Origin of the sequence: Actinomyces mediterranea (assembly GCF_900155595.1) — a bacterium.
Lineage (GTDB): Bacteria > Actinomycetota > Actinomycetes > Actinomycetales > Actinomycetaceae > Pauljensenia > Pauljensenia mediterranea.
Genome location: NZ_FTPB01000004.1, coordinates 1444688 through 1465828, shown reverse-complemented (window position 1 = coordinate 1465828; position 21141 = coordinate 1444688). Strand labels below are relative to the sequence as shown.

19 protein-coding genes are annotated in these 21141 nt (G+C 66.5%); 2 read left to right on the top strand and 17 right to left on the bottom strand.

What is annotated here, in order from left to right:
• Nucleotide 1: 1 nt before the first annotated feature.
• The 13 genes from nuoK to BQ7471_RS10420 form a co-directional block, all read right to left on the bottom strand.
• Entirely contained in the window at nucleotides 2-301 is a 300-nt protein-coding gene (gene nuoK, locus BQ7471_RS10480) for an NADH-quinone oxidoreductase subunit NuoK (protein WP_076466393.1), read from the bottom strand.
• Nucleotides 298-1269: an NADH-quinone oxidoreductase subunit J gene (locus tag BQ7471_RS10475; RefSeq protein WP_076466074.1), complete on the bottom strand. Its 972-nt coding sequence runs from the start codon at nucleotides 1267-1269 to the stop codon at nucleotides 298-300. Before BQ7471_RS10475 ends, nuoK begins: the two co-directional genes overlap by 4 nt.
• On the bottom strand, nucleotides 1266-1928 hold the full coding sequence (gene nuoI, locus BQ7471_RS10470; RefSeq protein ID WP_076466073.1) for an NADH-quinone oxidoreductase subunit NuoI: 663 nt from the start codon (nucleotides 1926-1928) through the stop codon (nucleotides 1266-1268). Before nuoI ends, BQ7471_RS10475 begins: the two co-directional genes overlap by 4 nt.
• Nucleotides 1921-3231, bottom strand: a complete 1311-nt coding sequence (gene nuoH / locus BQ7471_RS10465) for an NADH-quinone oxidoreductase subunit NuoH (RefSeq protein WP_076466071.1) — start codon at nucleotides 3229-3231, stop codon at nucleotides 1921-1923. The genes nuoI and nuoH overlap by 8 nt, the downstream gene beginning before the upstream one ends.
• A complete protein-coding gene (locus tag BQ7471_RS10460; protein ID WP_076466070.1) occupies nucleotides 3228-5795 on the bottom strand; it encodes an NADH-quinone oxidoreductase subunit G in 2568 nt (855 codons plus the stop codon). Before BQ7471_RS10460 ends, nuoH begins: the two co-directional genes overlap by 4 nt.
• Nucleotides 5792-7093 carry an NADH-quinone oxidoreductase subunit NuoF gene (nuoF, locus tag BQ7471_RS10455; protein ID WP_076466068.1) on the bottom strand — a complete coding sequence of 434 codons (1302 nt, stop codon included), beginning with the start codon at nucleotides 7091-7093 and terminating at the stop codon, nucleotides 5792-5794. The genes BQ7471_RS10460 and nuoF overlap by 4 nt, the downstream gene beginning before the upstream one ends.
• Complete coding sequence (gene nuoE, locus BQ7471_RS10450; RefSeq protein WP_076466067.1) at nucleotides 7090-7785, bottom strand: NADH-quinone oxidoreductase subunit NuoE; 696 nt, start codon at nucleotides 7783-7785, stop codon at nucleotides 7090-7092. The genes nuoF and nuoE overlap by 4 nt, the downstream gene beginning before the upstream one ends.
• Nucleotides 7782-9131 carry an NADH-quinone oxidoreductase subunit D gene (locus BQ7471_RS10445; RefSeq protein WP_076466065.1) on the bottom strand — a complete coding sequence of 450 codons (1350 nt, stop codon included), beginning with the start codon at nucleotides 9129-9131 and terminating at the stop codon, nucleotides 7782-7784. The genes nuoE and BQ7471_RS10445 overlap by 4 nt, the downstream gene beginning before the upstream one ends.
• Complete coding sequence (locus BQ7471_RS10440) at nucleotides 9131-9841, bottom strand: NADH-quinone oxidoreductase subunit C (protein WP_076466064.1); 711 nt, start codon at nucleotides 9839-9841, stop codon at nucleotides 9131-9133. Before BQ7471_RS10440 ends, BQ7471_RS10445 begins: the two co-directional genes overlap by 1 nt.
• On the bottom strand, nucleotides 9838-10392 hold the full coding sequence (locus tag BQ7471_RS10435) for an NADH-quinone oxidoreductase subunit B (protein WP_076466062.1): 555 nt from the start codon (nucleotides 10390-10392) through the stop codon (nucleotides 9838-9840). Before BQ7471_RS10435 ends, BQ7471_RS10440 begins: the two co-directional genes overlap by 4 nt.
• A 17-nt stretch (nucleotides 10393-10409) precedes the next feature.
• Nucleotides 10410-10769 carry an NADH-quinone oxidoreductase subunit A gene (gene ndhC / locus BQ7471_RS10430; protein ID WP_076466061.1) on the bottom strand — a complete coding sequence of 120 codons (360 nt, stop codon included), beginning with the start codon at nucleotides 10767-10769 and terminating at the stop codon, nucleotides 10410-10412.
• A gap of 37 nt (nucleotides 10770-10806) precedes the next feature.
• The gene (locus BQ7471_RS10425) at nucleotides 10807-12087 is read right to left on the bottom strand and encodes a geranylgeranyl reductase family protein (RefSeq protein ID WP_076466059.1); all 1281 of its coding nucleotides are present in this window, start codon (nucleotides 12085-12087) and stop codon (nucleotides 10807-10809) included.
• Between the two features lie 306 nt (nucleotides 12088-12393).
• On the bottom strand, nucleotides 12394-13107 hold the full coding sequence (locus BQ7471_RS10420; RefSeq protein WP_076466057.1) for a class I SAM-dependent methyltransferase: 714 nt from the start codon (nucleotides 13105-13107) through the stop codon (nucleotides 12394-12396).
• A gap of 349 nt (nucleotides 13108-13456) precedes the next feature.
• Between BQ7471_RS10420 and BQ7471_RS10415 the strand changes: the two genes are divergently transcribed.
• Nucleotides 13457-14704: an isochorismate synthase gene (locus BQ7471_RS10415; protein ID WP_129583431.1), complete on the top strand. Its 1248-nt coding sequence runs from the start codon at nucleotides 13457-13459 to the stop codon at nucleotides 14702-14704.
• A 97-nt stretch (nucleotides 14705-14801) separates the two neighbouring features.
• Nucleotides 14802-15467: a DUF6318 family protein gene (locus BQ7471_RS10410; RefSeq protein WP_129583430.1), complete on the top strand. Its 666-nt coding sequence runs from the start codon at nucleotides 14802-14804 to the stop codon at nucleotides 15465-15467.
• A gap of 116 nt (nucleotides 15468-15583) precedes the next feature.
• Here BQ7471_RS10410 and BQ7471_RS10405 read toward each other — a convergent pair whose 3' ends face one another.
• The 4 genes from BQ7471_RS10405 to BQ7471_RS10390 all read right to left on the bottom strand — a co-directional run bounded on the left by BQ7471_RS10405 (nucleotide 15584) and on the right by BQ7471_RS10390 (nucleotide 21099).
• Entirely contained in the window at nucleotides 15584-17140 is a 1557-nt protein-coding gene (locus tag BQ7471_RS10405; RefSeq protein WP_235821306.1) for a S1C family serine protease, read from the bottom strand.
• 97 nt (nucleotides 17141-17237) lie between these two features.
• Complete coding sequence (menD, locus tag BQ7471_RS10400; RefSeq protein WP_076466053.1) at nucleotides 17238-18950, bottom strand: 2-succinyl-5-enolpyruvyl-6-hydroxy-3-cyclohexene-1-carboxylic-acid synthase; 1713 nt, start codon at nucleotides 18948-18950, stop codon at nucleotides 17238-17240.
• Nucleotides 18947-20017, bottom strand: a complete 1071-nt coding sequence (locus tag BQ7471_RS10395) for an o-succinylbenzoate synthase (protein ID WP_076466051.1) — start codon at nucleotides 20015-20017, stop codon at nucleotides 18947-18949. Before BQ7471_RS10395 ends, menD begins: the two co-directional genes overlap by 4 nt.
• On the bottom strand, nucleotides 20014-21099 hold the full coding sequence (locus BQ7471_RS10390; protein ID WP_076466050.1) for a hypothetical protein: 1086 nt from the start codon (nucleotides 21097-21099) through the stop codon (nucleotides 20014-20016). The genes BQ7471_RS10395 and BQ7471_RS10390 overlap by 4 nt, the downstream gene beginning before the upstream one ends.
• Between the last annotated feature and the right edge of the window lie 42 nt (nucleotides 21100-21141).

Sequence of the window (21141 nt, the reverse complement as noted above, 5' to 3'; positions counted from 1 at the left end):
CTCAGTTCTTCAGCAGGTTCACGTCGTCAACGCTGGTCGTGGCGCGCGATTTGAAGATGGACACGATGATGGCGAGGCCGACGACCACTTCAGCGGCCGCGACGATCATGACGAAGAACGCCATGATCTCGCCGTTGATATCGCCGAGGATCCGCGCGAAGGTCACGAACACGAGGTTCGCGGAATTCAGCATGAGTTCAACGCCCATGAGGGAGATGATCGCGCTTCGGCGCACGAGCACTGTCGCCGCGCCTATTGCGAAGAGGACCCCCGCGAGTATGAGGTACCAGGACAGCATCAGTTCTCCTCCTCCTCCTGGGTCGGGGCGTCGCCCTCGTCGGCGGGGCTGCCCGGGGGCATCGGCTGATCGAGGCCGGTCGGCGCCGCGGGCCCGGGCATGCCCCACGATCCTGAGCGGGGCACCGCGCCGGACGCCTCCTCGGAGAAGGGCGAGCCGACGACAGTGCCGGTCCGGGCGAGCATGAGGGACTGGGCGACATTGATGTCAACCTGGTCAAGACTGCGGGTGAGGCCGCGCACGCGGATCACGCGGGGCACGGACTCCTCGATCGGGGCGAGCGTCTCGCCGGAGATGGCGGGCACATCCGCAGCATTGGAGTGCGCGTACACGCCGGGGGCGGGCAACTGGCCGATGGCCCGGCCAGTCTCGGCGAAGGCGCGCATCTTGGCTCGCGCGGTCTCCCCCTGCGTGATCTTCGGCCCCAGATTGTCCGTATGGGTCAGCAGCATTGCGCCGATCGCAGCGGTGATGAGCAGGGCGCCGGAGACTTCCATCGTCAGCCAGTGCTCAGCGAAGAGTGTCGTCGCCAGGGACGTGATCGGCTCATCGGAGTAGGGGTCGACTTGTGCGCCGGTCGCCCTTTCGCGGACCGTCGAGTGGCCGACCGCGGCGCCGATGACGACGGCCAGTCCGGCGGCTGCGAGGACCGCGGCGGCGATCGTGCCCCGCGACTGGGTCGCGTAGTCGTCGGTCGCGCCGATGCCGATCATCATGATGACGAAGAGGAAGAGCATCATGATGGCGCCCGTGTACACGACGACTTGGACGACGCCGAGGAAGGGGGCGCTCTGAGCGATGTAGAGGACGGCGAGTCCGAGCATCACGGTGACCATGGACACCGCGGCGTAGGCGGCCTTCTTCAAGAAGAGTACGCCCAGGGCGCCTGCGACCATGACGACCGCGGTGCACGCGAACAGCACTGCCTCGCCGGTGGAGCCCATGGCGGGCCAATCGCCTAAGAGAGTCATCGGCGTGCCTCCTTCACAACCGGCTCTGCGGCTCCGGAGGGATCCTCCGCGCCCCGGTGCTCTGCCACCCAGTCGATCTGATTCTGGGTCGCGCCCGTCACCGCGCCGCGGTAGTAGTCCCCATCGCACATGCCATCGGCCATCGGGTGGGGCGGGGCGAGCATTCCGTCGGACAGGGGGACCAGCAGGTCCTGCTTCTCGTAGATGTCGTCGACGCGGGTGTAGGCGGCGAGTTCGAAGTCGTTGCTCATCGTCAGAGCGCGAGTCGGGCACGCTTCGATGCACATGCCGCAGAAGATGCAGCGCAGGTAGTTGATCTGGTAGACCCTGCCGTAGCGCTCACCGGGGCTGTACTGCTCCTCCGGGGTGTTCGACGCGGCCTCGACGAGGATCGCGTCCGCGGGGCACGCCCACGCGCACAATTCGCAGCCGATGCACTTCTCGAGGCCGTCGGCGTAGCGGTTGAGTTGGTGGCGGCCGTGGAAGCGCGGCTGGACGCGAGCGGGCTCGCGGGGGTACTGCTCAGTGACCGTTGGGCGGAAGAAGGACGCGATCGTCACCCCGTAGCCCGCGATCGGCGCGAAGAACTCTCCGATCGGACCCTTGGGGTCGTGTTCGAAGCGCATTGGCTCGTCCTGGCAGTCTTTTTTCTTACTCATCGGGGTCCTCCTTTGAGGCAGTCGCTCCGATCGGTGCGCGGTCGGCTCGCGGGGAGGCGACCGGTTGCTGTCCGGGCAGCGGCGGCACGGGGAACCCGTCCGCGAATCCGGTGTACTCCTCGTCGGCCGGGTCGGGCTCGGGTTCGGGTTCTCCCTTGTCGGTGATCCACAGGATCAGCATGATGACGGCGAAGACGCCCGCGATGACGCCCGACAAGATCGGCAGGGGCAGCTGAACCCAGGCGGTGATGCCGCGGACGATGGCGACGGCGACCAGCCAGACGAGGGCGACCGGCATGAGCCACTTCCAGCCGAGCTGCATGAACTGGTCGTAGCGGAAGCGTAAGAGCGTGGCCCTCGTCCAGATGAGGAGGAACATGAAGAACCACATCTTGCCGAAGAACCAGAGCATGCCCCACCATCCGTCATTGATGACGGGGATCTGCGAGAGCGGCCACGGTGCATGCCATCCTCCGAAGAACATGGTCGTCGCAACGGCCGACACGTTGAGCATGTTGACGTATTCGGACAGGTAGTACCAGCCGAACTTCATCGACGAGTACTCCGTCATATGGCCCGCGACCAGTTCGCCCTCAGCTTCGGGCAGGTCGAAAGGCAGTCGGTTGACTTCGCCGCAGGCGCTGATGAGATAGACGACGAATGCGGGAATGAGGGCGAAGGCCCACCACACATTCGCCTGTGCGGCGACGATCTGCGAGGTCGACATGGTGCCCGACATGAGGAACACGGACACGAGGGCCATGCCCATTGCGAGCTCGTAGGAGATGATCTGCGCTGAGGAGCGGACCGCGCCGTACAGGGGCAGCGTCGAGCGGGTCGACCAGCCGCCCAGGACGACGCCGTACAGGCCCAGCGATGTGATCGCGAGGATGTAGAGCGTCGCCACCGGCATATCCGCCAGCTGCAGCGGGCTCGAATGGCCGAAGAGGGTGACATTCGGGCCCATCGGAATGACCGCGAAAACGCTGAATGCGGAGAACGCGGCGATCGCGGGAGCGATGAAGTAGAGGAACTTATCGGCGCGGCTGGTCCACATGTCCTCTTTGAAGAGGAGCTTGCCCGCGTCGGCGAAGGCTTGGAAGAGGCCGAGGGGGCCTGCGACATTGGGGCCGGGTCGGGTCTGCATGCGTCCCAGGCCCCGTCGCTCCACCCACAGGGCGAGCAGGACGTTGAGGATGAGGAACACGATGATGAAGACCGCTTTGATGAGCGTCAACCACCATGTCTCCTCCGAGAAATCTGCTGCGGTGTACTCGGGCACCGCGAGGTTCACGAGATTCATCGGACCAACTCCACTTCTCCAGTGAATGACACGACGGAACCGGCGGTCCCGAGAGATTCATGGACCAGTGAGCCCGTCGAGCATTCCGGAACCCACACGACGTTGTCGGGAAGGTCCGCGACCTGCACGGGCAGTGTGATGGAGCCGCGCTCGGTGCTCACCGCGAGGGCGCCCGCAGTGTCAAGCCCGGCCGCTTTGAGGGTGTTCGTCGAAACGAGGGCGACGGGCACGCGGGCCGAACCGGCGAGCCAGGGGGCGCCGTCTTGGAGGCGCCCGGCGTCGAGCATCGGCTTGTGCGTCGCGAGGATCGCCTGCCCGGGGGCCACCCCGGTCGGTGCGGGCGCGTCGACTGCGGTGAAGGCGGCGCGCTCGCCGTTCCATTCCATGATCGGGTTGACCTCGTCGTACAGGTCGGTCAGCGTCGTGATCCCCAGGTCGTGTCCGAACTCGCGGGCGAGGCGCACGAGGACGTCGCGATCGGTGAGAGAACGGGCGGAAACGGCCTGCCCGAAGGGGCGCAGGCGGCCCTCCCAGTCGAGGAAGGTGCCATTCTTCTCCAGCGGGGGCGCCACCGGCAGCACGACGTCGGCGCGCTCGCTCACCTCGGAGGAGCGCACTTCGAGGGACACGAGGAAGGGGACCTCTTCGAGGGCCCGGCGCGCTGTGGCGGGGTCGGCGAAGTCACGGATGTCGACGCCGCCGACGACGAGTGCCGTGACGTCGGCATCGAGGATTCCCGCGATCATCTGCTCCGCGTCGAGGCCGCGCGACTCGGGGAGGTTCTCCCATCCGAGCGATTCGCGGGCAGCGGCATCATCAAGGGGACGGCCGAAGGGCAGGAGGCCCGGGAGCAGGCCCGCTTCGACTGCGGCGCGATCGCCACAGCGGCGCGGGATCCACGCCAGGCGCGCACCCGTACGATCCGCGAGGGCGCTGACCGCGCTGAGGAGGCCCGTGTGGCGGGCTGCGCGCTCACCAACGAGGATGATGCCCGAGGAGAGCTCTTCGGCGAGGTCGGCGCGGGAGCCGGCCTCGTTAATGGAGGCGAGGACTTCGGCCTCTGTGCCCGGGGCCGCGCGCAGTAGAGTCGCCTTGAGCTTTCGCGAACCATTCGACGTGAATGGTGCGACCGTCGAGACGCTCGCAGTGCCCGCGAGGACGCCCTTGCGCAGTCGCAGGAACATCGCACCGCATTCGTCCTCCGGTTCGAGGGCGACGAGCAGTACCCGTCCCGCCTTCTCAAGATCGGCGTAGGTGACGCCTAGGCCGGTGCCCGCGACCCGCGAGGCGAGGAAGGATCGCTCCTCCTCGCTGAGGGTGCGCGAGCGCGCGTCGATCGAGTCGGAGCCGACGACGGTGCGGGCGAATTTCGACCACGCCCATGCGTCTTCGAAGGTGAGGCGCCCGCCGGGCAGGAAACCCACCCGCCCGGATGCGCCCTCGAGGCCCTTGCGGACCCGGTCGAGGGCGTCGGACCACGAGGTCGGAACCAGTTGCCCGTCCTCGCGCACCAGCGGGGTTTCGATGCGGTCCCGACGGTGCCAGTCGAAGGCGAAGCGGTCCTTATCGGTGATCCACTCCTCGTTCACCTCGGGCTCATTGCCCGCCATCCGGCGGACGACTTCTCCGCGGCGGATGTCGACACGGATCGCGGATCCGGACGCATCGTGCTCGCTCACCGATGGAGTCGATACGAGGTCGAAGGGGCGGGCGCGGAAGCGGTAGGACGCTGCGGTAAGAGCGCCGACCGGGCAGATCTGGATGATATTGCCCGAGAAGTAGGAGGCGAAGGCGCGGCCCGACTGGTCGAGGTCCGCGGGGCCGAGGTCGCCGCCGTTGTAGGAGCCGAGGATTCCGGCCTCGCCGTAAGGGCCGGAGATGCCCGCCCCGTCGAGGTCCTTCGCCTTGGGGTCGTGGAAGCCGAGAGTGGATGAGTCGAAGCCCCCGATCTGCTCGGCCATGAAGTAGTGGTCGTCGGTGGGAGCGGTGCCCCCGCCGCGGCCCTGCAAGTCGAGGAACACGTCGCCGCTGATCTGCTTGCCGAAGCGCACGCAGCGCTGGCACAGGATACAGCGGTCGCGGTCGAGGAGAATCTGGCTGGTCAGGCGCAGAGGCTTGCGGTACGTGCGCTTCGCGTCGGCGAAGCGGGTCGAGCCTCGTCCATCCGTCATCGCCTGGTTCTGCAGGGGGCATTCTCCGCCCTTGTCACAGATCGGGCAGTCCAGCGGGTGGTTGATGAGGAGGAACTCCATGACACCGTGCTGGGCCTTCTTGGCGACCTCCGACGTGTACTGGGTCTTCACCACCATCCCGGGGCTCACGGTCTGCGCGCATGAAGGCTGGGGCTTGGGCATGAAGCGCAGCTCGCCGGTATTGCGATCGGGCATGCCGACCTCGACGAGGCACTGGCGGCAGGCGGCAACCGGCTTGAGGAGGGGGTGGTCGCAAAAGCGCGGAATGCGGATCCCGGCCTGCTCTGCAGCACGGATGACGAGAGTACCCGCAGGGACGCTCACCTGAACATCGTCGATGGTGACGTTCACCAGTTGGGGTGCGTCGCTCATCGGACACCTCCTCGTGTGAAAACGGCGGATGCCTCATAGGGGAAGAGTTCGCGAGCGGGAGTCGTCAGCCCGGCTTCGAACTCGTCGCGGAAGCGCGCAATACCGGACATGATCGGCGTGGCCGCGGCGTCGCCGAGCGGGCAGAAGCTGCGTCCGGCAATGTTGTGGGCGATCTCGTCGAGCAGGTCGACATCCCCCGGCAGGCCCTCGCCCTTTTCCAGGCGGAACATGATCTGCTTGATCCAGTAGGTGCCCTCGCGACACGGCGTGCACTTGCCGCACGACTCGTGCTGGTAGAACTCCGCCCAGCGGGCGATGACGCGCACCACGGAAGTCGTCTCGTCGAAGACCTGCAGGGCGCGGGTCGCCAGCATGGAACCGGCTCCGACGACGGACTCGTAATCGAGTGGGATATCGAGTTCAGTTGCGGTGAATAGCGGAGTCGAGGAGCCGCCCGGGGTCCAGAACTTCAGGCTGTGCCCATCGCGGATGCCGCCCGCCATGTCGATGAGTTCGCGCATCGTGATGCCGAAGGGCGCTTCGAATTGTCCGGGCGCATTGACATGGCCCGAGACGGAGAAGAGGCCGTGGCCCTTCGACTTCTCGGTGCCCATCGATGCGTACCACTCGGGCGAGTTGCGGAAGATGCCGGTGACCTGGCAGATCGACTCGACGTTGTTGACAACCGTCGGCCGGGCGTACAGACCTGCGACTGCCGGGAACGGCGGTTTGATGCGGGGGTGCCCGCGCCGCCCTTCGAGGGAGTCGAGGAGCGCCGATTCTTCGCCGCAGATATAGGCGCCGGCTCCCGCGTGTGCGGTGATCGTCAAGTCGCCGAGGATCCCGGCGTCGGTCGCTTCCCTGATCGCCGCGAGAAGGCGACGGTAGACGTGAACGACCTCGCCTCGCAGGTAGACGAAGGCGTGGGTGCAGTTAATGGCGCGGCTCGTGATCGCAATGCCCTCGACGAGGATGTGTGGATTCGCCATGATCGTCGGTATGTCCTTGCAGGTTCCCGGTTCGGACTCGTCGGCGTTGACGACCAGGTAGCGGGGCTTGCCGTCATCCGGGGGCAGGAAGGACCATTTGAGGCCCGTCGGGAAGCCTGCGCCGCCTCGGCCGCGCAGGCCCGAGGCCTTGACTGCGTCGACGATATCGGCAGCGTCGAGGGTGTTCGCCTTCTTCAGGCCCTCGTATCCGCCCCTGGCGAGGTAGGACTTCAGTGTCCAGGACTTGTCCTCGCCCCAGCCGTCGGAGACGATCGGGGTGAGTGGCCCGGGTGCTGCAAACGTCGTCATGCCTGCTCGCCTCCCTTGGTGTCATCGGCGTCGGCGACCGGTTCGGTCCAGCCGTTCTGCTCAGCGAGGACCCTGCCGCGCAGGCTCGGCTCTCCCGCCGAGGGGCCCTCGTCTTCGTGGCCGTCGAGGAAGCCGGCGAGCGTGTGCTCGACCTCTTTGAAAGTGGCGACTGTGTCGGCACCGCGGGTCGGGTGGATGGGGCGTCCCGCTTCGATGTCGTCAATGAGGGCGAGCGCCGAGACGGGCGTCTGATTATCGAAGAACTCCCAGTTCACCATGACGACCGGCGCATAATCGCAGGCCGCATTGCATTCGATGCGTTCGAGTGTGATGCGCCCGGATTCGCTGGTCTCATCGGAGCCGACGCCGACGTGCTCGGAGACGGCTTCCCAGATCTCGTCGCCTCCCATGACGGCGCACAGTGCATTCGTGCACACGCCGACGAGGTAGTCCCCCGTGGGGTGGCGCTTGTACTGCGTGTAAAAGGTCGCGACGGCGCTCACCTCCGCGCGCGAGACATCGAGGATGTCGGCGATGAGGGCGATGCCGTCGGGGCTGACGTAGCCGTCGACGGATTGGACGAGATGCAGCATCGGCAGCATCGCGGAGCGCGAGTGTCCGCTCGGGTAGCGGCTGATGATTTCGGCGGACTGTTCGCGCAGGCGAGCTTCCACTTCCTTGGTGTAACTCATCGGTCGACGCCTCCCAGGACCGGGTCGATGGCGGCCAGCGACACGACGACGTCGGCCAACTGGCCGCCCTCGGTCATCATGGCCAGGGATTGCAGGTTCGCAAAGGAGGGATCGCGGAAGTGCGCGCGGAACGGGCGGGTGCCCCCATCGGACACGAGATGGACGCCAAGGATGCCCTTCGCGTGCTCGATCGTCTGGTACACCTGACCGGCCGGGACCTTGAATCCTTCGGTCACGAGCTTGAAGTGGTGGATGAGGGACTCCATGGACGAACCCATGATCGTCGCGATGTGTTCGGGAGAATTGCCCTGCCCGTCGGTGGCGACGGACAGCTGCGCGGGCCATGCGATCGCGGGGTCGGAGACCATGACGGGGGCGCCCTCGCACTTCTCGAGACGATCGAGCACCTGGTAGACGATGCGCAGGGACTCGTAGCACTCGTCGAAGCGGACCATCGTACGGTTGTACACGTCGGACTGGTTGCGCGTCGGGATGTCGAACTCGAAGTCCTCGTATCCGCAGTAGGGCTGCATCTTGCGCAGATCGAGGGGCAGGCCTGCGGCGCGCACGCCCGGACCCGTATTGCCCAGCGCCATCAGTGCGCTCAATGGCATGACCGCGACATCGCACAGGCGCTTCTTGAAGATCGGGTTCTCCTTCGTGAGGTCCTCGAGTTCGCCGATGTCGCGGCGGCACTTGGGAAGCAGCTCGCGGATGTAGTCGGTCGTGCCCTCACCGATGTCCTGCGCGACGCCGCCGGGGCGGATGTACGCGTGGTTCATGCGCAGGCCGGTGATCCGTTCGAAGATGCGCAGGATCTCTTCGCGGCCCCTGAATGCGATGGTCATGATGGTCGTCGCGCCCATCTCGTTGCCGGTCGAGCCGATGGCGACGAGGTGGGAGGCGATGCGGCACAGCTCCATCATGAGTACGCGGATGAGAGTCGCGCGCTCGGGGATGTCGCCGGTGATGCCGAGGAGTTTCTCGACCGCGAGGCAGTAGGCCGTCTCCTGGAAGAAGGGGGCGACGTAGTCCATGCGCGTGCACAGGGTTGTTCCCTGCGTCCACGTGCGGTACTCCATCGTCTTCTCAATACCGGTGTGGAGGTAGCCGGTGTCGACTCGCGTCTCGCGGACGGTTTCGCCGTCGAGTTCGAGGATGAGGCGGAGCACGCCGTGAGTCGACGGGTGAACCGGGCCGAGGTTGACGACGATGCGCTCCGACGAGATCTTCTCGATCTCGTTGAGAATGTCAGCCCAGTCACCGCCCTGGGTCATGACCTCGGGAATCTCGTCGACATGAAGGGCTGCGCCGGAAGCGGCCGCATGGAAGTTCGGGGTGCTCATCAGTTGTACGACCTCCGCGTGTCGGCGGGCGGGACGGTGGCGCCCTTGTACTCGACGGGGATGCCGCCCAGCGGATAGTCCTTGCGCTGGGGGTGGCCCACCCAGTCGTCGGGCAGCGCGGTTCGGGTGAGGGAGGGGTGTCCATCGAAGATGATGCCCATGAGGTCCCATGTCTCGCGCTCCTGCCAGTCATTGGCCGGGTAGACGGAAACGATCGACGGGATGTGCGGGTCCGCGTCGGGGCAGGTCACTTCGAGGCGGATCATCCGGTTGTGGGTGATCGACATCAACGGATAGATCGCATGGAGTTCCCTGCCGCGGTCTTCGGGATAGTGCACGCCATTGGTTCCCAGGCACAGTTCGAAGCGCAGGTCCGCGTCATCGCGCAGGTATTTCGCGACGAGGGCGACGTGCTCGCGGGTGATGAAGACGGTGAGTTCGTCGCGGTCGACGACGACCTTCTCGATGACGTCCGCCGCGTCGAGGCCGTCGGCGGCGATGAGCTCTTCGAGGACATCGACGACTGAGTCGAACCAGCTTCCGTAGGGGCGTGCCGACTCGCCGGGGAGGAAGGACTGGGTCACCAGTGTGCCGAAGCCGGTGGTGTCGGGGAAGAGTCCCTCACGGCGGGTCATGGGCTCGGGCTGTGCGAAGCCCCGCTGTGCGGGCCCTGTGAGTTCGCCTTCGGGAGCGATGAGTTCGTCGCTCATGCGAGGAGTCCCTTCATCTGGTGGGTCGGAGTTGCGGCGAGGGCCGCCTGCTCCGCTTTGCGCGCGATCTCACGGCGGTGGACGCCGAGCGGCTCCTTGCCGATCTGCTCGCGAAGTGTGATGACGGCGTGGATGAGGGCCTCGGGGCGCGGCGGGCAGCCAGGCAGGTACACGTCGACGGGCACGATGTGGTCGCATCCCTGAATGACGGCGTAGTTGTTGAACATGCCTCCCGTCGAGGCGCAGGCGCCCATCGAGATGACCCACTTGGGCTCCGGCATCGAGTCGTAGACGCGGCGGATGACGGGGGCCATCTTATGGGAGACGCGGCCCGAGACGATCATCATGTCGGAGTGGCGCGGCGATGCGCGGAACACTTCGAGGCCGAAGCGCGACATGTCGAAGCGCGGGGTTCCGGCGGCCATCATCTCGATGGCGCAGCACGCCAGACCCATGGTGACGGGCCACTGACTGTACTTGCGCGCGAGTCCCAGGACTTTCTCGACGCTGGTCAGTGCGATGCCGGCGGGCAGGGCTTCTTCAAGACCCATTGACGTTCTCCTGTCCCTCAGTAATCCAATCCGCCGCGTCGCCACTCGTACGCGTAGGGCACGGTGATGAGTGCGAGGAAGGTGAGCATGGCGATGAGCCCGAAGAGGCCGAGCTGGTCGAAACTGACGGCCCACGGGTACATGAAGACGACCTCGATGTCGAAGATGATGAAGGTCATGGCGACAAGGTAGTAGCGCACCGGGAAGCGGCCCTCGTGCAGGTGGGCCGACGTCGGCTCGATCCCGCACTCGTAGTTCTCGGCCTTGACCTTGGACTTCTTCGTCGGACCGAGGATCGCTGAGGCCCCTAGACCGCCGAAGGCCAGCACGAGGGCGGCCGCAGCCATGATCAGCAGCGGGAAATAGGGATTCGTCATCGTTCCTCCAAGGATCGATCGAAGTGCTGGGGCGTGGTCATACCGATGGCACCAGCCTTGTCAGTGTCGTGATGAGGCGATCGTCGAGGTCGCCCCCCTGACGCTCGTATCCGTCCGACAAGAGCTTGTGGACGAGGGTCATGAGGCGCGGGATCGGCAGGCCCTTGGTGGTGCACAGGCGCATGATCCGCGGGTTCTCAATGAGGGCGACGAAGATCCTGCCGAGTTGGTAGTAGCCGCCGTACACGTCGCGCAGCATCTCGGGGTATTCACTCATCGCCCGATCGATGCCCGCCCGATCGGAGCGGCGCAGCGCCTGAGCGATGCACGAGGCGGCGAGCCTGCCCGCCTTGAGGGCGGGCGCGATCCCCTCGCCGTTGAATGGGGACACCATTCCGCCTGCATCGCCGACGAGGAGGAGACCGCAGGTGTAGTGGGGGGTGCGGTTGAAGCTCATGGGCAGCGCGGCGGAGCGCAGGGGGCCGATCTGGTTCGCGGGTGTGAAGCCCCACTCCTCGGGGACGGACGTCGTCCAGTGTTCGAAGACCTTCTTATAAGGAAGGCGCGTGGTGTTCGCGGTGGAGGACACGGATCCGAGGCCGACGTTGACGACGCCGTCGCCCATCGGGAAGATCCAGCCGTATCCGGGGAGGAGATCGGACTGTCCGGGCGCACCGGACCACAGTTCGAGGTGGGACTCCATCCATTCCTCGTCGCCGCGCGGCGATGTGAAGTAGGCACGGGCCGCGACCCCCATGGGGCGACGGGTCTTCTTCTCCAGGCCGAGCGATGTCGCCAGGCGCCCTGCCACTCCCCCGCAGTCGGCGACGAGAGTGGCGCGGATTGCGACCTCGCGGGTGTCCTCCCCCGTGTCGATGGTCGCGGTGACCCCGATGACGCGGCCGGTGGAGTCCTGGATGGCGCCCGTGACATTCGCGTTCTCGATGAGGCGCGCGCCCGCTGCTACAGCATGGGTGATGAGTTCGTGGTCGAGGCGCATACGCGCCCTCGTGAGTCCGAAACCGGGCAGGGACTTCTGATCTGGCCATTCCATGGCGACCCGGTGTCCGCCGCCGATGACGGTGAGGCCGCGGTTGCGGGTCCAGCCGTTGATGTCCATTCCCATGAGGATGAGTTCGTGGACGGCGGCGGGGGTGAGGCCGTCGCCGCAGATCTTGTCGCGGGGGAATGTCGCCTTGTCGAGGACGAGGACGTTGATGCCGACAGTGGCGAGGTGGTAGGCGAGTGAGGATCCGGCGGGGCCCGCGCCGACGATGACGACGTCTGCTGCCGCCTCGTCAGTGACGTCTTCGACCACCGGACTTCCTCCCGTATTGCGCGCAGACCAGTATGCGCAGATGTGCATGATGGGGCGGCGTACACTGCACCGCGTCCCGATTCGCAAGCGTAGCCCCCGGCTGGGGGCCGTGGTGCACAGTGCCACAAAAGGCGTCTTCTCGCCGTTTCAGCCTTCCCGTACGCCACAACGGCGACGAGATTTACGAAAGGCGACACTCCCCAAAATGGGGCGTGTGGCATAGAGCACCCTCAGGTGACCATCCGCCCAGATAAGGGCGAACATCCGACCTCGAATGGGGCGCTCCTCCGCTGCCAGAGGCGCCTTTTACGCACCGGGGGCGAATGCGCGATGCAGGGCGACGATCCCGCCCGTCAGATTGCGGTACTCGACTCGCTCCCAGCCGTTGGCGGCGATGAGTCGCCCGACGCTCTCCTGGTCCGGCCAGTCGCGAATCGACTCGATGAGATAGTCGTAGGCGACCTCATTCGACGACATGAGCTTCGCCATCAGCGGCATCACCGTCGATTGATACGCCGAATAGAGCGAACGGAACACCGCATTGGGCGGGGTGGAGAACTCGCAGACGACGAGGCGCCCGCCGGGGCGCACCACCCGCGACATCTCGCGGAGGGCTAGCGCCGGATCGGGGATATTGCGCAACCCGTAGGAAATCGTCACGGCGTCGAATGAGTCGTCCTCGAAGGGCAGACTCATCGCGTCACCCTGAACGAACTCAATATCGGGGTGGCGCTGACGGCCGACCTCGATCATGCCCTCCGACAGGTCGCAGGCGACGACCTCGGAGCCGCAGGACGCCAATGCCGCCGAGGAAGCGCCCGTTCCAGCGGCGACGTCGAGTATCCTCTCCCACGCGGTCGGGGCGACCGCTTTGCGCAACGCCACCATCCACACATGGTCCAAGCCGCCGGTCATCACAACATCCATGAGGTCGTAGCGGTCGGCGACATGGTCGAACATCGACGCCACATCACTCGTGGATTTGCTGAGGTCGGCGCGCAGGACCGAGGTATCGCTCATATCCCCATCTTCTCACGCCCACGCGGCCGGAGAAAGCGCCGCCTATCGGCCATTCATCCGTCAAAACGCACACAGTTTGTGGAAACCGCGCCACACCGCACGAGTATCTAAGGCTGTGGCCTGCGGCTATAGACAGCACGCCAGAGGATGAGTGTCAGAAAGTGCAAAAACTGTGTGCGTGTGCGCGGGTTGAGCAGGAGCGGGACACAGGCCAAATCTGCGGGGACCGCTTGCCGTAGGAACGCCATACCGCAGCTGACTCGCAAGCGCGAACGCCGATCAAGGCCCGGGACGTATTCGCACCTGGTCTCCGAGGCGGCCAGCGGGACCTCCGAGTAGGATGAACGCCATGCCCGCACGTTTCGCCCACATGACCGTTCGCGTTGTGGAGCTGGTGGACGCCCCGTGGCAGAACGCTCCCCTTCTCGACATGATCCCCGCCGATACCAGGCCTCTCGTATGGCTAGGCTTCCGTCAGTCGATGGTCGGATGGGGTTGCGCCGCCGTGTGGACGGGTTCAGGGTCGCACGCCGTCGCCACTGCGGGCGACTGGTGGCGCGCCCTTGGCGAATCGATGACATGCGACGCGCCCTCGGATGCGCCGCACGCCCCCATTGCCTTCGGCTCATTCGGATTCTCCGCCGACACCGAGTCGACCCTCATCGTCCCCGAAATCTGCATCATCGAGGCCGACGGGCGCCGCTGGGTCGCCACAGCCTCGCGGGGAGATTCCGCGCCCGAACCGCTGGCCGTCCTCGCACGAGCCCTCACCCCTGTGCCCCGCCCGCCCAATGCCCCCATCGGCCTCGTCACAGGAGTCGGGCGGATGACGCAGGACGAATGGATGCAGTCCGTCGCCCGCCTCGCCGAGCGTCTCGCGGCAGGCGATGCCTCGAAGGCGGTCATGACTCGCGATATGTGTGTCCGTACCGACTCCTCGTTCACCGAGCGCCACCTGCTTACGCGACTCGACGCCCTGTATCCGACGACGTGGCGATTCGCAGTCGACAGGCTCGTGGGCGCCACTCCGGAAATGCTCGCGTCCACGTCGAAGGGGCGTCTGCGATCGCGTGTCCTCGCCGGGACCGCCGGACCAGGGCGCGGTGCGGAGCTCATGGGGTCGGAGAAGAACCGGCGCGAGCACGCCCTCGCCGTCGAATCGGTCGTGCAGGCGCTCACCCCGATCGTCGATTCGCTGTCCGCTCCCGACGAGCCTTTCCTCCTCGACCTGCCCAATGTCTCTCACCTCGCCACCGACATCAATGCGGACCTGGGGGGAACCAGCCTGCTGGATGCGGTCCAGGCGCTTCATCCGACAGCTGCCGTGTGCGGAACCCCTCGCGCTGCGGCATTGGAGTTGCTCACCCGCATGGAGCGCACCCAGCGCGGCCGCTATTCGGGTCCCGTCGGGTGGGTGGACGCCGGTGGCGAGGGCGAATTCTGCATCGCTCTGCGCTGCGGTCTCATCGAGGACGGGGGGCGGACTCTCAGGGTCTTCGCCGGTGGCGGCATCATGCCTGATTCTTCGCCAGCATCGGAATTGGCGGAGACTCGGGCGAAGATGGCGCCGCTGCTCGACGCCCTCGGCGTGGAGTGAACGCGCGGGCATCGCAGCGCAAGGGACGCCAGAGGTTATCCACAGGGTTAACGGATAAGTCTTTTCCTCGACGATCCCGTCCCCTACGCTCACCAGCATGAGACCCCCTTCACCATCCGGAGCCCGTCAGCGACACCACCACTTCCAGGCGTCGATGGGCCCCGTACTCGGTCGCCTCGGCGTGAGTGCACTCGCCTGTGCCTTGTTGAGCGCGTGCTCGCCCTCGACGACTGCCGGGGCCAGCGTCGACTCGCTCGCCGAGGGCGACTACTTCACCACGGTGGACGGTGCTCTGCTCCCGCCGGTCGGCCCCTCGTCGCCGCCCGAGCCGGATGAGTGGGTCGACCAGTTCACCGCGACGGGGGCGCTGCACGCGACTTCCCACTTCCTCGACCTCCTCGCCTACACCTGGAATACAGGTGATACCGAGGCATTCATGGAGGCGTCACTCGACGACTGTCCCCAATGCCTCAGTCACCGAGACAGGATCGAAGAGCACTATGCCTCCGGGCACTGGCACAGCGGTCTCGATTTCAACATCACCTCCGTCGAGTACAACTGGGACCTCTCAAGACTCGAGGAGTATCCCGATACCCGTGAGATCGTCGCCGTCTTCCAGGTGTCGCCCTATGCCTACTATGACGGCGAACTCGTGGAAAAACCCGCTGAGGAGGTCCGCTATCTCTTCCACACGCAGTGGGACGGGAGCCGGTGGAGGATGCTCGAGTACGGCGTCCCCCGAGAGGAACCGAACGAGGAGTAACCCGATGAGAACGACTCCGACTCGCGCAGGCCGACTAAACCTCGTGTGCGAGCCCTGTGGAACATATGCCGAGCGGGTCCGCCCCCAAAAGGGCGGACCCGCTTCGACGCTCGCGATTAATTCGACTGGGACTTGAGGGTCGCCACCACCTCGTATTTCTCCCCATTGCGGACGTATGTGATGGTCACCGAATCGCCGCTGCGGTAACGGCGGATGTAACCGGTGAGCTGCTTGGACGAGGACACGGTCTCCCCATTGACTCCGACAATGACGTCATCAACCCGCAGTCCCGCCTGCGCGGCACCCGAGTCGTCGACGACGGAGGCGATCTTCGCGCCCGCCACTACCGAATCCCCGACGCGCGCCTGACCGCTCGTCACGGATACGCCGAGGACCGCGTGATCGACCCGGCCGGTGGAGATGAGCTGATCGACGACGGATCTCACGAGGTCGACGGGGATCGCGAAGCCCAAGCCGATCGAGCCGGCGTTCTCCGACGAGGAGGAGTTCGACGCGATCGAGGAGTTGATGCCGATGACGGCGCCGGTCGAGTCGAAGAGCGGCCCGCCGGAGTTGCCCGGGTTGATCGACGCATCCACCTGAATGGCGTTCGTGATGACGGAGTTCGATGTCGTCTGCTGGTTCTGCGAATTCGGCAGCTGTCCGAAGGGGTCGTTCGGGTCGATTTGCTGATGGGAATCAGATTCCCTGGTCGACACCTCAACCGGGCGGTTGAGCGCGGAGATGATGCCGGTGGTGACCGTATTCGACAGGCCGAGCGGCGCTCCGATCGCCATGACCTCCTGGCCGACGGTCAGTCCAGCCGATGAGCCGAAGGAGGCGACCGTCAGGTCGGAGGGCGCATCGACGAGGCGCAGTACCGCAAGATCCGTCGTCTGATCAACGCCGACGATCTTCGCCTCGAACATGCGCCCGTCGGCGAGGGTGACGCCGATCTGCCCATCTGCCGAGGAGGACGCCTGCGAGGCGATGACGTGATAGTTCGTCACGATGTCACCGTCCGAGTTGTAGATGACTCCGGAGCCGACTCCCGAACCGGAGGCGCCCGACACGGTGATGGTGACGACTGCGGGCGACACCGCGGTCGACACGGCCGACCAGTCGGGCTTGTCGCCTGTTGATGTCACCGGTTGAACGGTCGTCGACGTGGAATTGGTGGATGCAGGCGATGACACAGGGACTGGAGAGGGGCGGTTGTTGAAGAGCAGCCACGCTCCGCCGAGTGTGAGGGAGGCGGTCAGCACCATCGTGACGAAAAGTGCCGCCCATCCGGGCCCTCGCTTCGCCCGCACCGCAGTCTGCGACGAGGAGCGGGCTCGTGCGGGAGCGGAGCCCTCGGATATCCACGGGCTCGATGCGGCCCCGTTTGAGACGACCTGTGGCGCGGCAGGAGCCGACCTCTCCTGGTGCACGCCCCATCCCGGCATCTGCTGAGAGCTCCCGGCAGTCTGCGCTGAGGGAGGGGCAGGGGGCTGAGGACCGCCCGTCGGCTGGATCTGGGGGGGCATCTCCCGCGTCGCCCCGCTCCGCGCCGATTCCAGAGTCTCCGTCGGAGAGTCGACGCCGGTCGATACAACGGTCTCCTCGCTGTTGTCCCGGGCCCCTCCGGCAGGAGCATCCGGGGAGGACCAGCGGGATGTGTTGTCGCTCATGGAACCTTCTTTCACAATGCGGTTTGGATTCAACGGCACCCAGTGTGGACGCCCTTGTTGCTCACTTACTGAATCTTTCCTGTGCGTTCCCTGTGGGTCATTCATGTTCGTGCAGCACGTTTCTCACCGAGACGATCTCGTCGGGGAGCGTGCAGATCACGTGCAGGATACGAATCCCCCGCGAAGGCTCGACGAGAGCTGAGCGCAGCGATTCCTCGTCCTCGATCCTGCGATAACCGACGCCATAGGCGCGGGCGAGATACTCGATGGAGGTCCGCTGACGGGTCGCGAACCAACGGTCGAAGGTCGAAGCGTTCTCCCGCCTGCCGTGTTCGAGGCTCGCGAAGATGGATCCCCCCGCGTCATCCGCGACGATGATCGTCAGGTCGGGCGCCGACTCTGATGCAGGAATAGCGAGGGCGCCCGCGTCGTGGAAGAAGGTGAGGTCTCCCATGAGTGCACTCAACGGCCGTCCGATTCCCAGCGCAAGTCCGATCGCCGTTGCGACCGTGCCGTCAATCCCCGCAAGGCCCCGGTTCGACCACACGCGCCTGGGCGCACCCCCGTGCCCGACGAGGTCGCAGGCGCGCACCGAGTTCGATGCGCCGAGCAGAAGGTCCTTGTCGTCCGCCTGCCACACGGCCCGGGCGACGTGCAGGACCGACAGGTCAGAGGAGTCGCAGATGCGCGTGATCCGTTTGTCCGCGAGCCGTGCAGCCTCCCGCCACCGCCCGAGCCACGACCCCCCGACCTCGGCTCCACAACCCCCGTCGGAGTCAGCGGGGCGCGTGGTCGGCGCCGCTAGCGCGCCGACCACGACATCGGCCGTGCCGGACGCATCCGCCCACGCGGGATCCGGGTCCACGATGACGACCCGCACGTCGGGGCGGGCGAGCAGTGCCGACACTGAGCGCGACAAGGTCGGCCTCCCCGTCACGATCACCTGCTCGATCTCATCCGCCAGCGGCGAGGACAGGAGCGACTGCTGGAAGGGGATCCGGAATTCGTCCCACGCCAGCCCCGAACTCGGCTCGGCAAGAATCGGACACTTGGCGCCGCGCGCCCACGAGGACGCATCAGCGCACGCTCCGTCTGCGGCGATGATGACGCTCAGAGCATCCTCCTCGACGACATCGCACCACGAAGCGGGCTGGGGTGCAGCGGCAGGGATCAACGCAGGATCGAAGGAGAACGCAGCCTCGTAGGCGGAGCTGCGGACGCTGCCGCCCTCGGGGGTGAGGGGGTCGCGGAGGGAGACATCGATATGCGCGGGGCCGGCCTGCCCGGTGGGGCGTCCGCACGCTCTCGCCACGACCCGCGCGATCTTTGCGCCGAGTTCCCTGCCCGGCTCGGTGTCCGCGGGAATGTCGCAGGTGGGGGGCGTGTGGGGGCCGAAGATCCCCGACTGAAAGGTCGTCTGCGACGCCCCGACGGCGAGCATCTCGAAGGGCCTGTCGGCGCTCACCACGATGAGCGGCAGGCGCGAATGATGAGCCTCCGCGACCGCAGCATGCGTTTCGGCGACGGCGGTACCCGATGTCATGATGACGGCGACGGGAACCGGCTCGGGGTGCGCGGTGGACGCGTGTGGGACACCCTGCCCCGCCTTCGACAGGCCAATGGCGAGGAATGCCGCAGAGCGCTCGTCGAGGCGCACATGTGCGCGCACCCTGCCCGCCCTGCATGCGGTGTCGAGGGCGTAGGCGAAGGGAGCGGAGCGCGATCCCGGGCAGTAGACGATGTCGCCGACGCCGACGCCGATGAGTGCGTCGACGACTCCCGCGGCGAGGCGCTCAGAGGGGTGGGTCATCGGGCCCCCTCGATATGGGCGCACATGTCCTCCAGTCGGACCGTCCAGCGCCGACGCAGATCCTCGTCGACTGGATGCTGGTCGATGAGGTCCGCATCTGGGGCGATCGCACGCAGGGGCAGGTGTCCGTTGACAGGTGTCAGGCGATCCGCTGTGACATCGGCGGCGAGGAAGCGACTGGTCGCGAGACCGCAAGCGAGGACGTCGTCGAGGGCGGCGGCCGCGCTCACTCCGGTCGCCAGGCCGATGGAGGTCTCCAGGGCGGAGGAGACGACGAGCCTCAATCCCGTGTCCCGCGCGATGCTCAGCGCCCTGTCGATTCCGCCGAGTGGCGCGATCTTGATGACGGCGATATCGGCGGCGCACGCACGGGCGACGGCGAGGGGGTCCTCGGCGCGGCGGATCGACTCGTCAGCAGCGATGGGGACATCGACGCGGCGGCGCACCCGCGCCAACTCGTCGACGCTCGGACAGGGCTGTTCGGCGTATTGCAGGCCGCCGACAGGGCTCGCCGCCTCATCGAGTGCGCGGATCGCGCGGACGGCCTCGTCCTCGTCCCATGCGCCATTGGCGTCGACGCGCACGGCGCCCGATGAGCCGACGGTATCCGCGAGCGCCTGAGCGACCGCTTCGACACGGGCGCAGTCGTCGGCAGGGCCCGCCCCCGGGTCCGCGACTTTGACCTTCGCGGTCGCGCATCCGCCCGAGGCGAGAACCTTGCGGTATGCGTCCTCAGGCGAGACGACGGGGATGGTGACATTGACGGGCACTTGCGAGCGTTTCGCGGGCGGTGCGGGCGTCATCGCCGCCCTCAGGGCGCTCGCGAGCCACGCGGATGATTCGCGGGCGGCATAGTCCCAGAAGGGGGAGGCCTCACCCCAGGCGCTGACCCCGTGCAGGAGCAGGCCGTCGCGAGATGTGACGCGACGGAAGCGGACGCTCATGGGAGCGGAGTAGACGAGCAGGTCGTCGACGCCGTCGAGGACGCGGCGCACCCGCGGGCTCAACGACTCGAAGGGGATACGGCTGAGTGCGAGGCGCTGTGAGGGGTCGGCGGGCGGGGTCATGGGACTATTGTGCCCGGGACGATCGCCATATACGACTGCGGGGCGAGGAGCACGTGCCCCGTGCACTCGCTCGCACTCACGACGTCGAATCCAATGATGCCGGACAGTTCTCTCGCGCTGTCGGAGTGGTTGAGAACGAGGAGTACATCGCCGCGTCGGCATGCTTCGATCCCGTCGGGCAGGCCGGAGCGCACTGGGAGTATGCGGGCGTGAGCCGTGAGCAGCCCGAGGAGGGCGCGCCTGGACGCCGCGTCGAGTCCGCATTCGAGCATCCAGGTCGCAGCCATCCTGACGAGTACCGGGAGAGGGCCTTCGGGCGTGTCATAGCGCGCGTAGACCTGTGAGTCTGCGGCACCGCGCGGGACCGGGGTGGTTGGAACGCACAGGGCGCGAAGCGCCGGAGCGGGGTCGCAGATCGTGTCGAGGGCGCGGGTCAGTGACGGGTGGACGACCGTGAGAAGGTGTCCGGCGCGTGCGCCCGGTTTCTGGGCCCCGAGCGACCGGTTCGCGGTGCGGCGCGCACGTGAGATGCGGTAGACGAGATCGTCGGAGTCGATGAGTCCCTCGTCGCTTCGCTCCAGCGCGCCGGAGGAGTCGACGAGGAGATGATGTCCCTCGTCGAGTGTGCGAGGCGCCCGCGCCTCGTGGGAGCAGTGGATGACGAGCCTGTGGCGCGCCGCGAATCGCCGACCCTCGGCGAGGATGTCGCAGGCGTATCCGGCTTCCCAGCAGGTGCGGTGCCAGGCGCGCAGCACCGCCCAGGATTCCCCGGTCCCATCGTGACTCAGGCCGATGTGCGCCTCATAGGTGCCAAGGCGCTCATCGAGGTCGCTGCACAGCCGCGTGATCGCATCCGCGTCGCCGGTCGCCCCGGCCTCGTCGGTCACGGCGGAAGGGTCGATGCCGTGAGCGAAGGCCTGAGCCTCCTTCAGGTCGTGATCCGCTTGAGCGTCGCGGAGCACGGGAGCGGCAGCGTCGCACCGGCCGCGGAAGGCGTCGAAGGCGAGGGCGGCCTCCCAGGCGTTGTCCTGCAGAGAGAGTGCGTGAAAAGCGGGTTGTGCCGACGATACGCGGTGACTCATGGGTCAAGCGTAGGACCTTGTCGTCGCAACCACATAGGCTGG

Bases quoted from the DNA above. Each gene is read 5' to 3' on its own strand.
- BQ7471_RS10445 (WP_076466065.1), bottom strand. From the start codon at position 9,131: ATGAGCACCCCGAACTTCCATGCGGCCGCTTCCGGCGCAGCCCTTCAT.
- nuoH (WP_076466071.1), bottom strand. From the start codon at position 3,231: ATGAATCTCGTGAACCTCGCGGTGCCCGAGTACACCGCAGCAGATTTC.
- BQ7471_RS10460 (WP_076466070.1), bottom strand. From the start codon at position 5,795: ATGAGCGACGCACCCCAACTGGTGAACGTCACCATCGACGATGTTCAG.
- BQ7471_RS10405 (WP_235821306.1), bottom strand. From the start codon at position 17,140: ATGAGCGACAACACATCCCGCTGGTCCTCCCCGGATGCTCCTGCCGGA.
- BQ7471_RS10410 (WP_129583430.1), top strand. From the start codon at position 14,802: ATGAGACCCCCTTCACCATCCGGAGCCCGTCAGCGACACCACCACTTC.
- BQ7471_RS10440 (WP_076466064.1), bottom strand. From the start codon at position 9,841: ATGAGCGACGAACTCATCGCTCCCGAAGGCGAACTCACAGGGCCCGCA.
- BQ7471_RS10420 (WP_076466057.1), bottom strand. From the start codon at position 13,107: ATGAGCGATACCTCGGTCCTGCGCGCCGACCTCAGCAAATCCACGAGT.
- ndhC (WP_076466061.1), bottom strand. From the start codon at position 10,769: ATGACGAATCCCTATTTCCCGCTGCTGATCATGGCTGCGGCCGCCCTC.
- BQ7471_RS10415 (WP_129583431.1), top strand. From the start codon at position 13,457: ATGCCCGCACGTTTCGCCCACATGACCGTTCGCGTTGTGGAGCTGGTG.
- BQ7471_RS10390 (WP_076466050.1), bottom strand. From the start codon at position 21,099: ATGAGTCACCGCGTATCGTCGGCACAACCCGCTTTTCACGCACTCTCT.
- BQ7471_RS10475 (WP_076466074.1), bottom strand. From the start codon at position 1,269: ATGACTCTCTTAGGCGATTGGCCCGCCATGGGCTCCACCGGCGAGGCA.
- menD (WP_076466053.1), bottom strand. From the start codon at position 18,950: ATGACCCACCCCTCTGAGCGCCTCGCCGCGGGAGTCGTCGACGCACTC.
- nuoI (WP_076466073.1), bottom strand. From the start codon at position 1,928: ATGAGTAAGAAAAAAGACTGCCAGGACGAGCCAATGCGCTTCGAACAC.
- nuoE (WP_076466067.1), bottom strand. From the start codon at position 7,785: ATGAGTTACACCAAGGAAGTGGAAGCTCGCCTGCGCGAACAGTCCGCC.
- BQ7471_RS10435 (WP_076466062.1), bottom strand. From the start codon at position 10,392: ATGGGTCTTGAAGAAGCCCTGCCCGCCGGCATCGCACTGACCAGCGTC.
- nuoF (WP_076466068.1), bottom strand. From the start codon at position 7,093: ATGACGACGTTTGCAGCACCCGGGCCACTCACCCCGATCGTCTCCGAC.
- BQ7471_RS10395 (WP_076466051.1), bottom strand. From the start codon at position 20,017: ATGACCCCGCCCGCCGACCCCTCACAGCGCCTCGCACTCAGCCGTATC.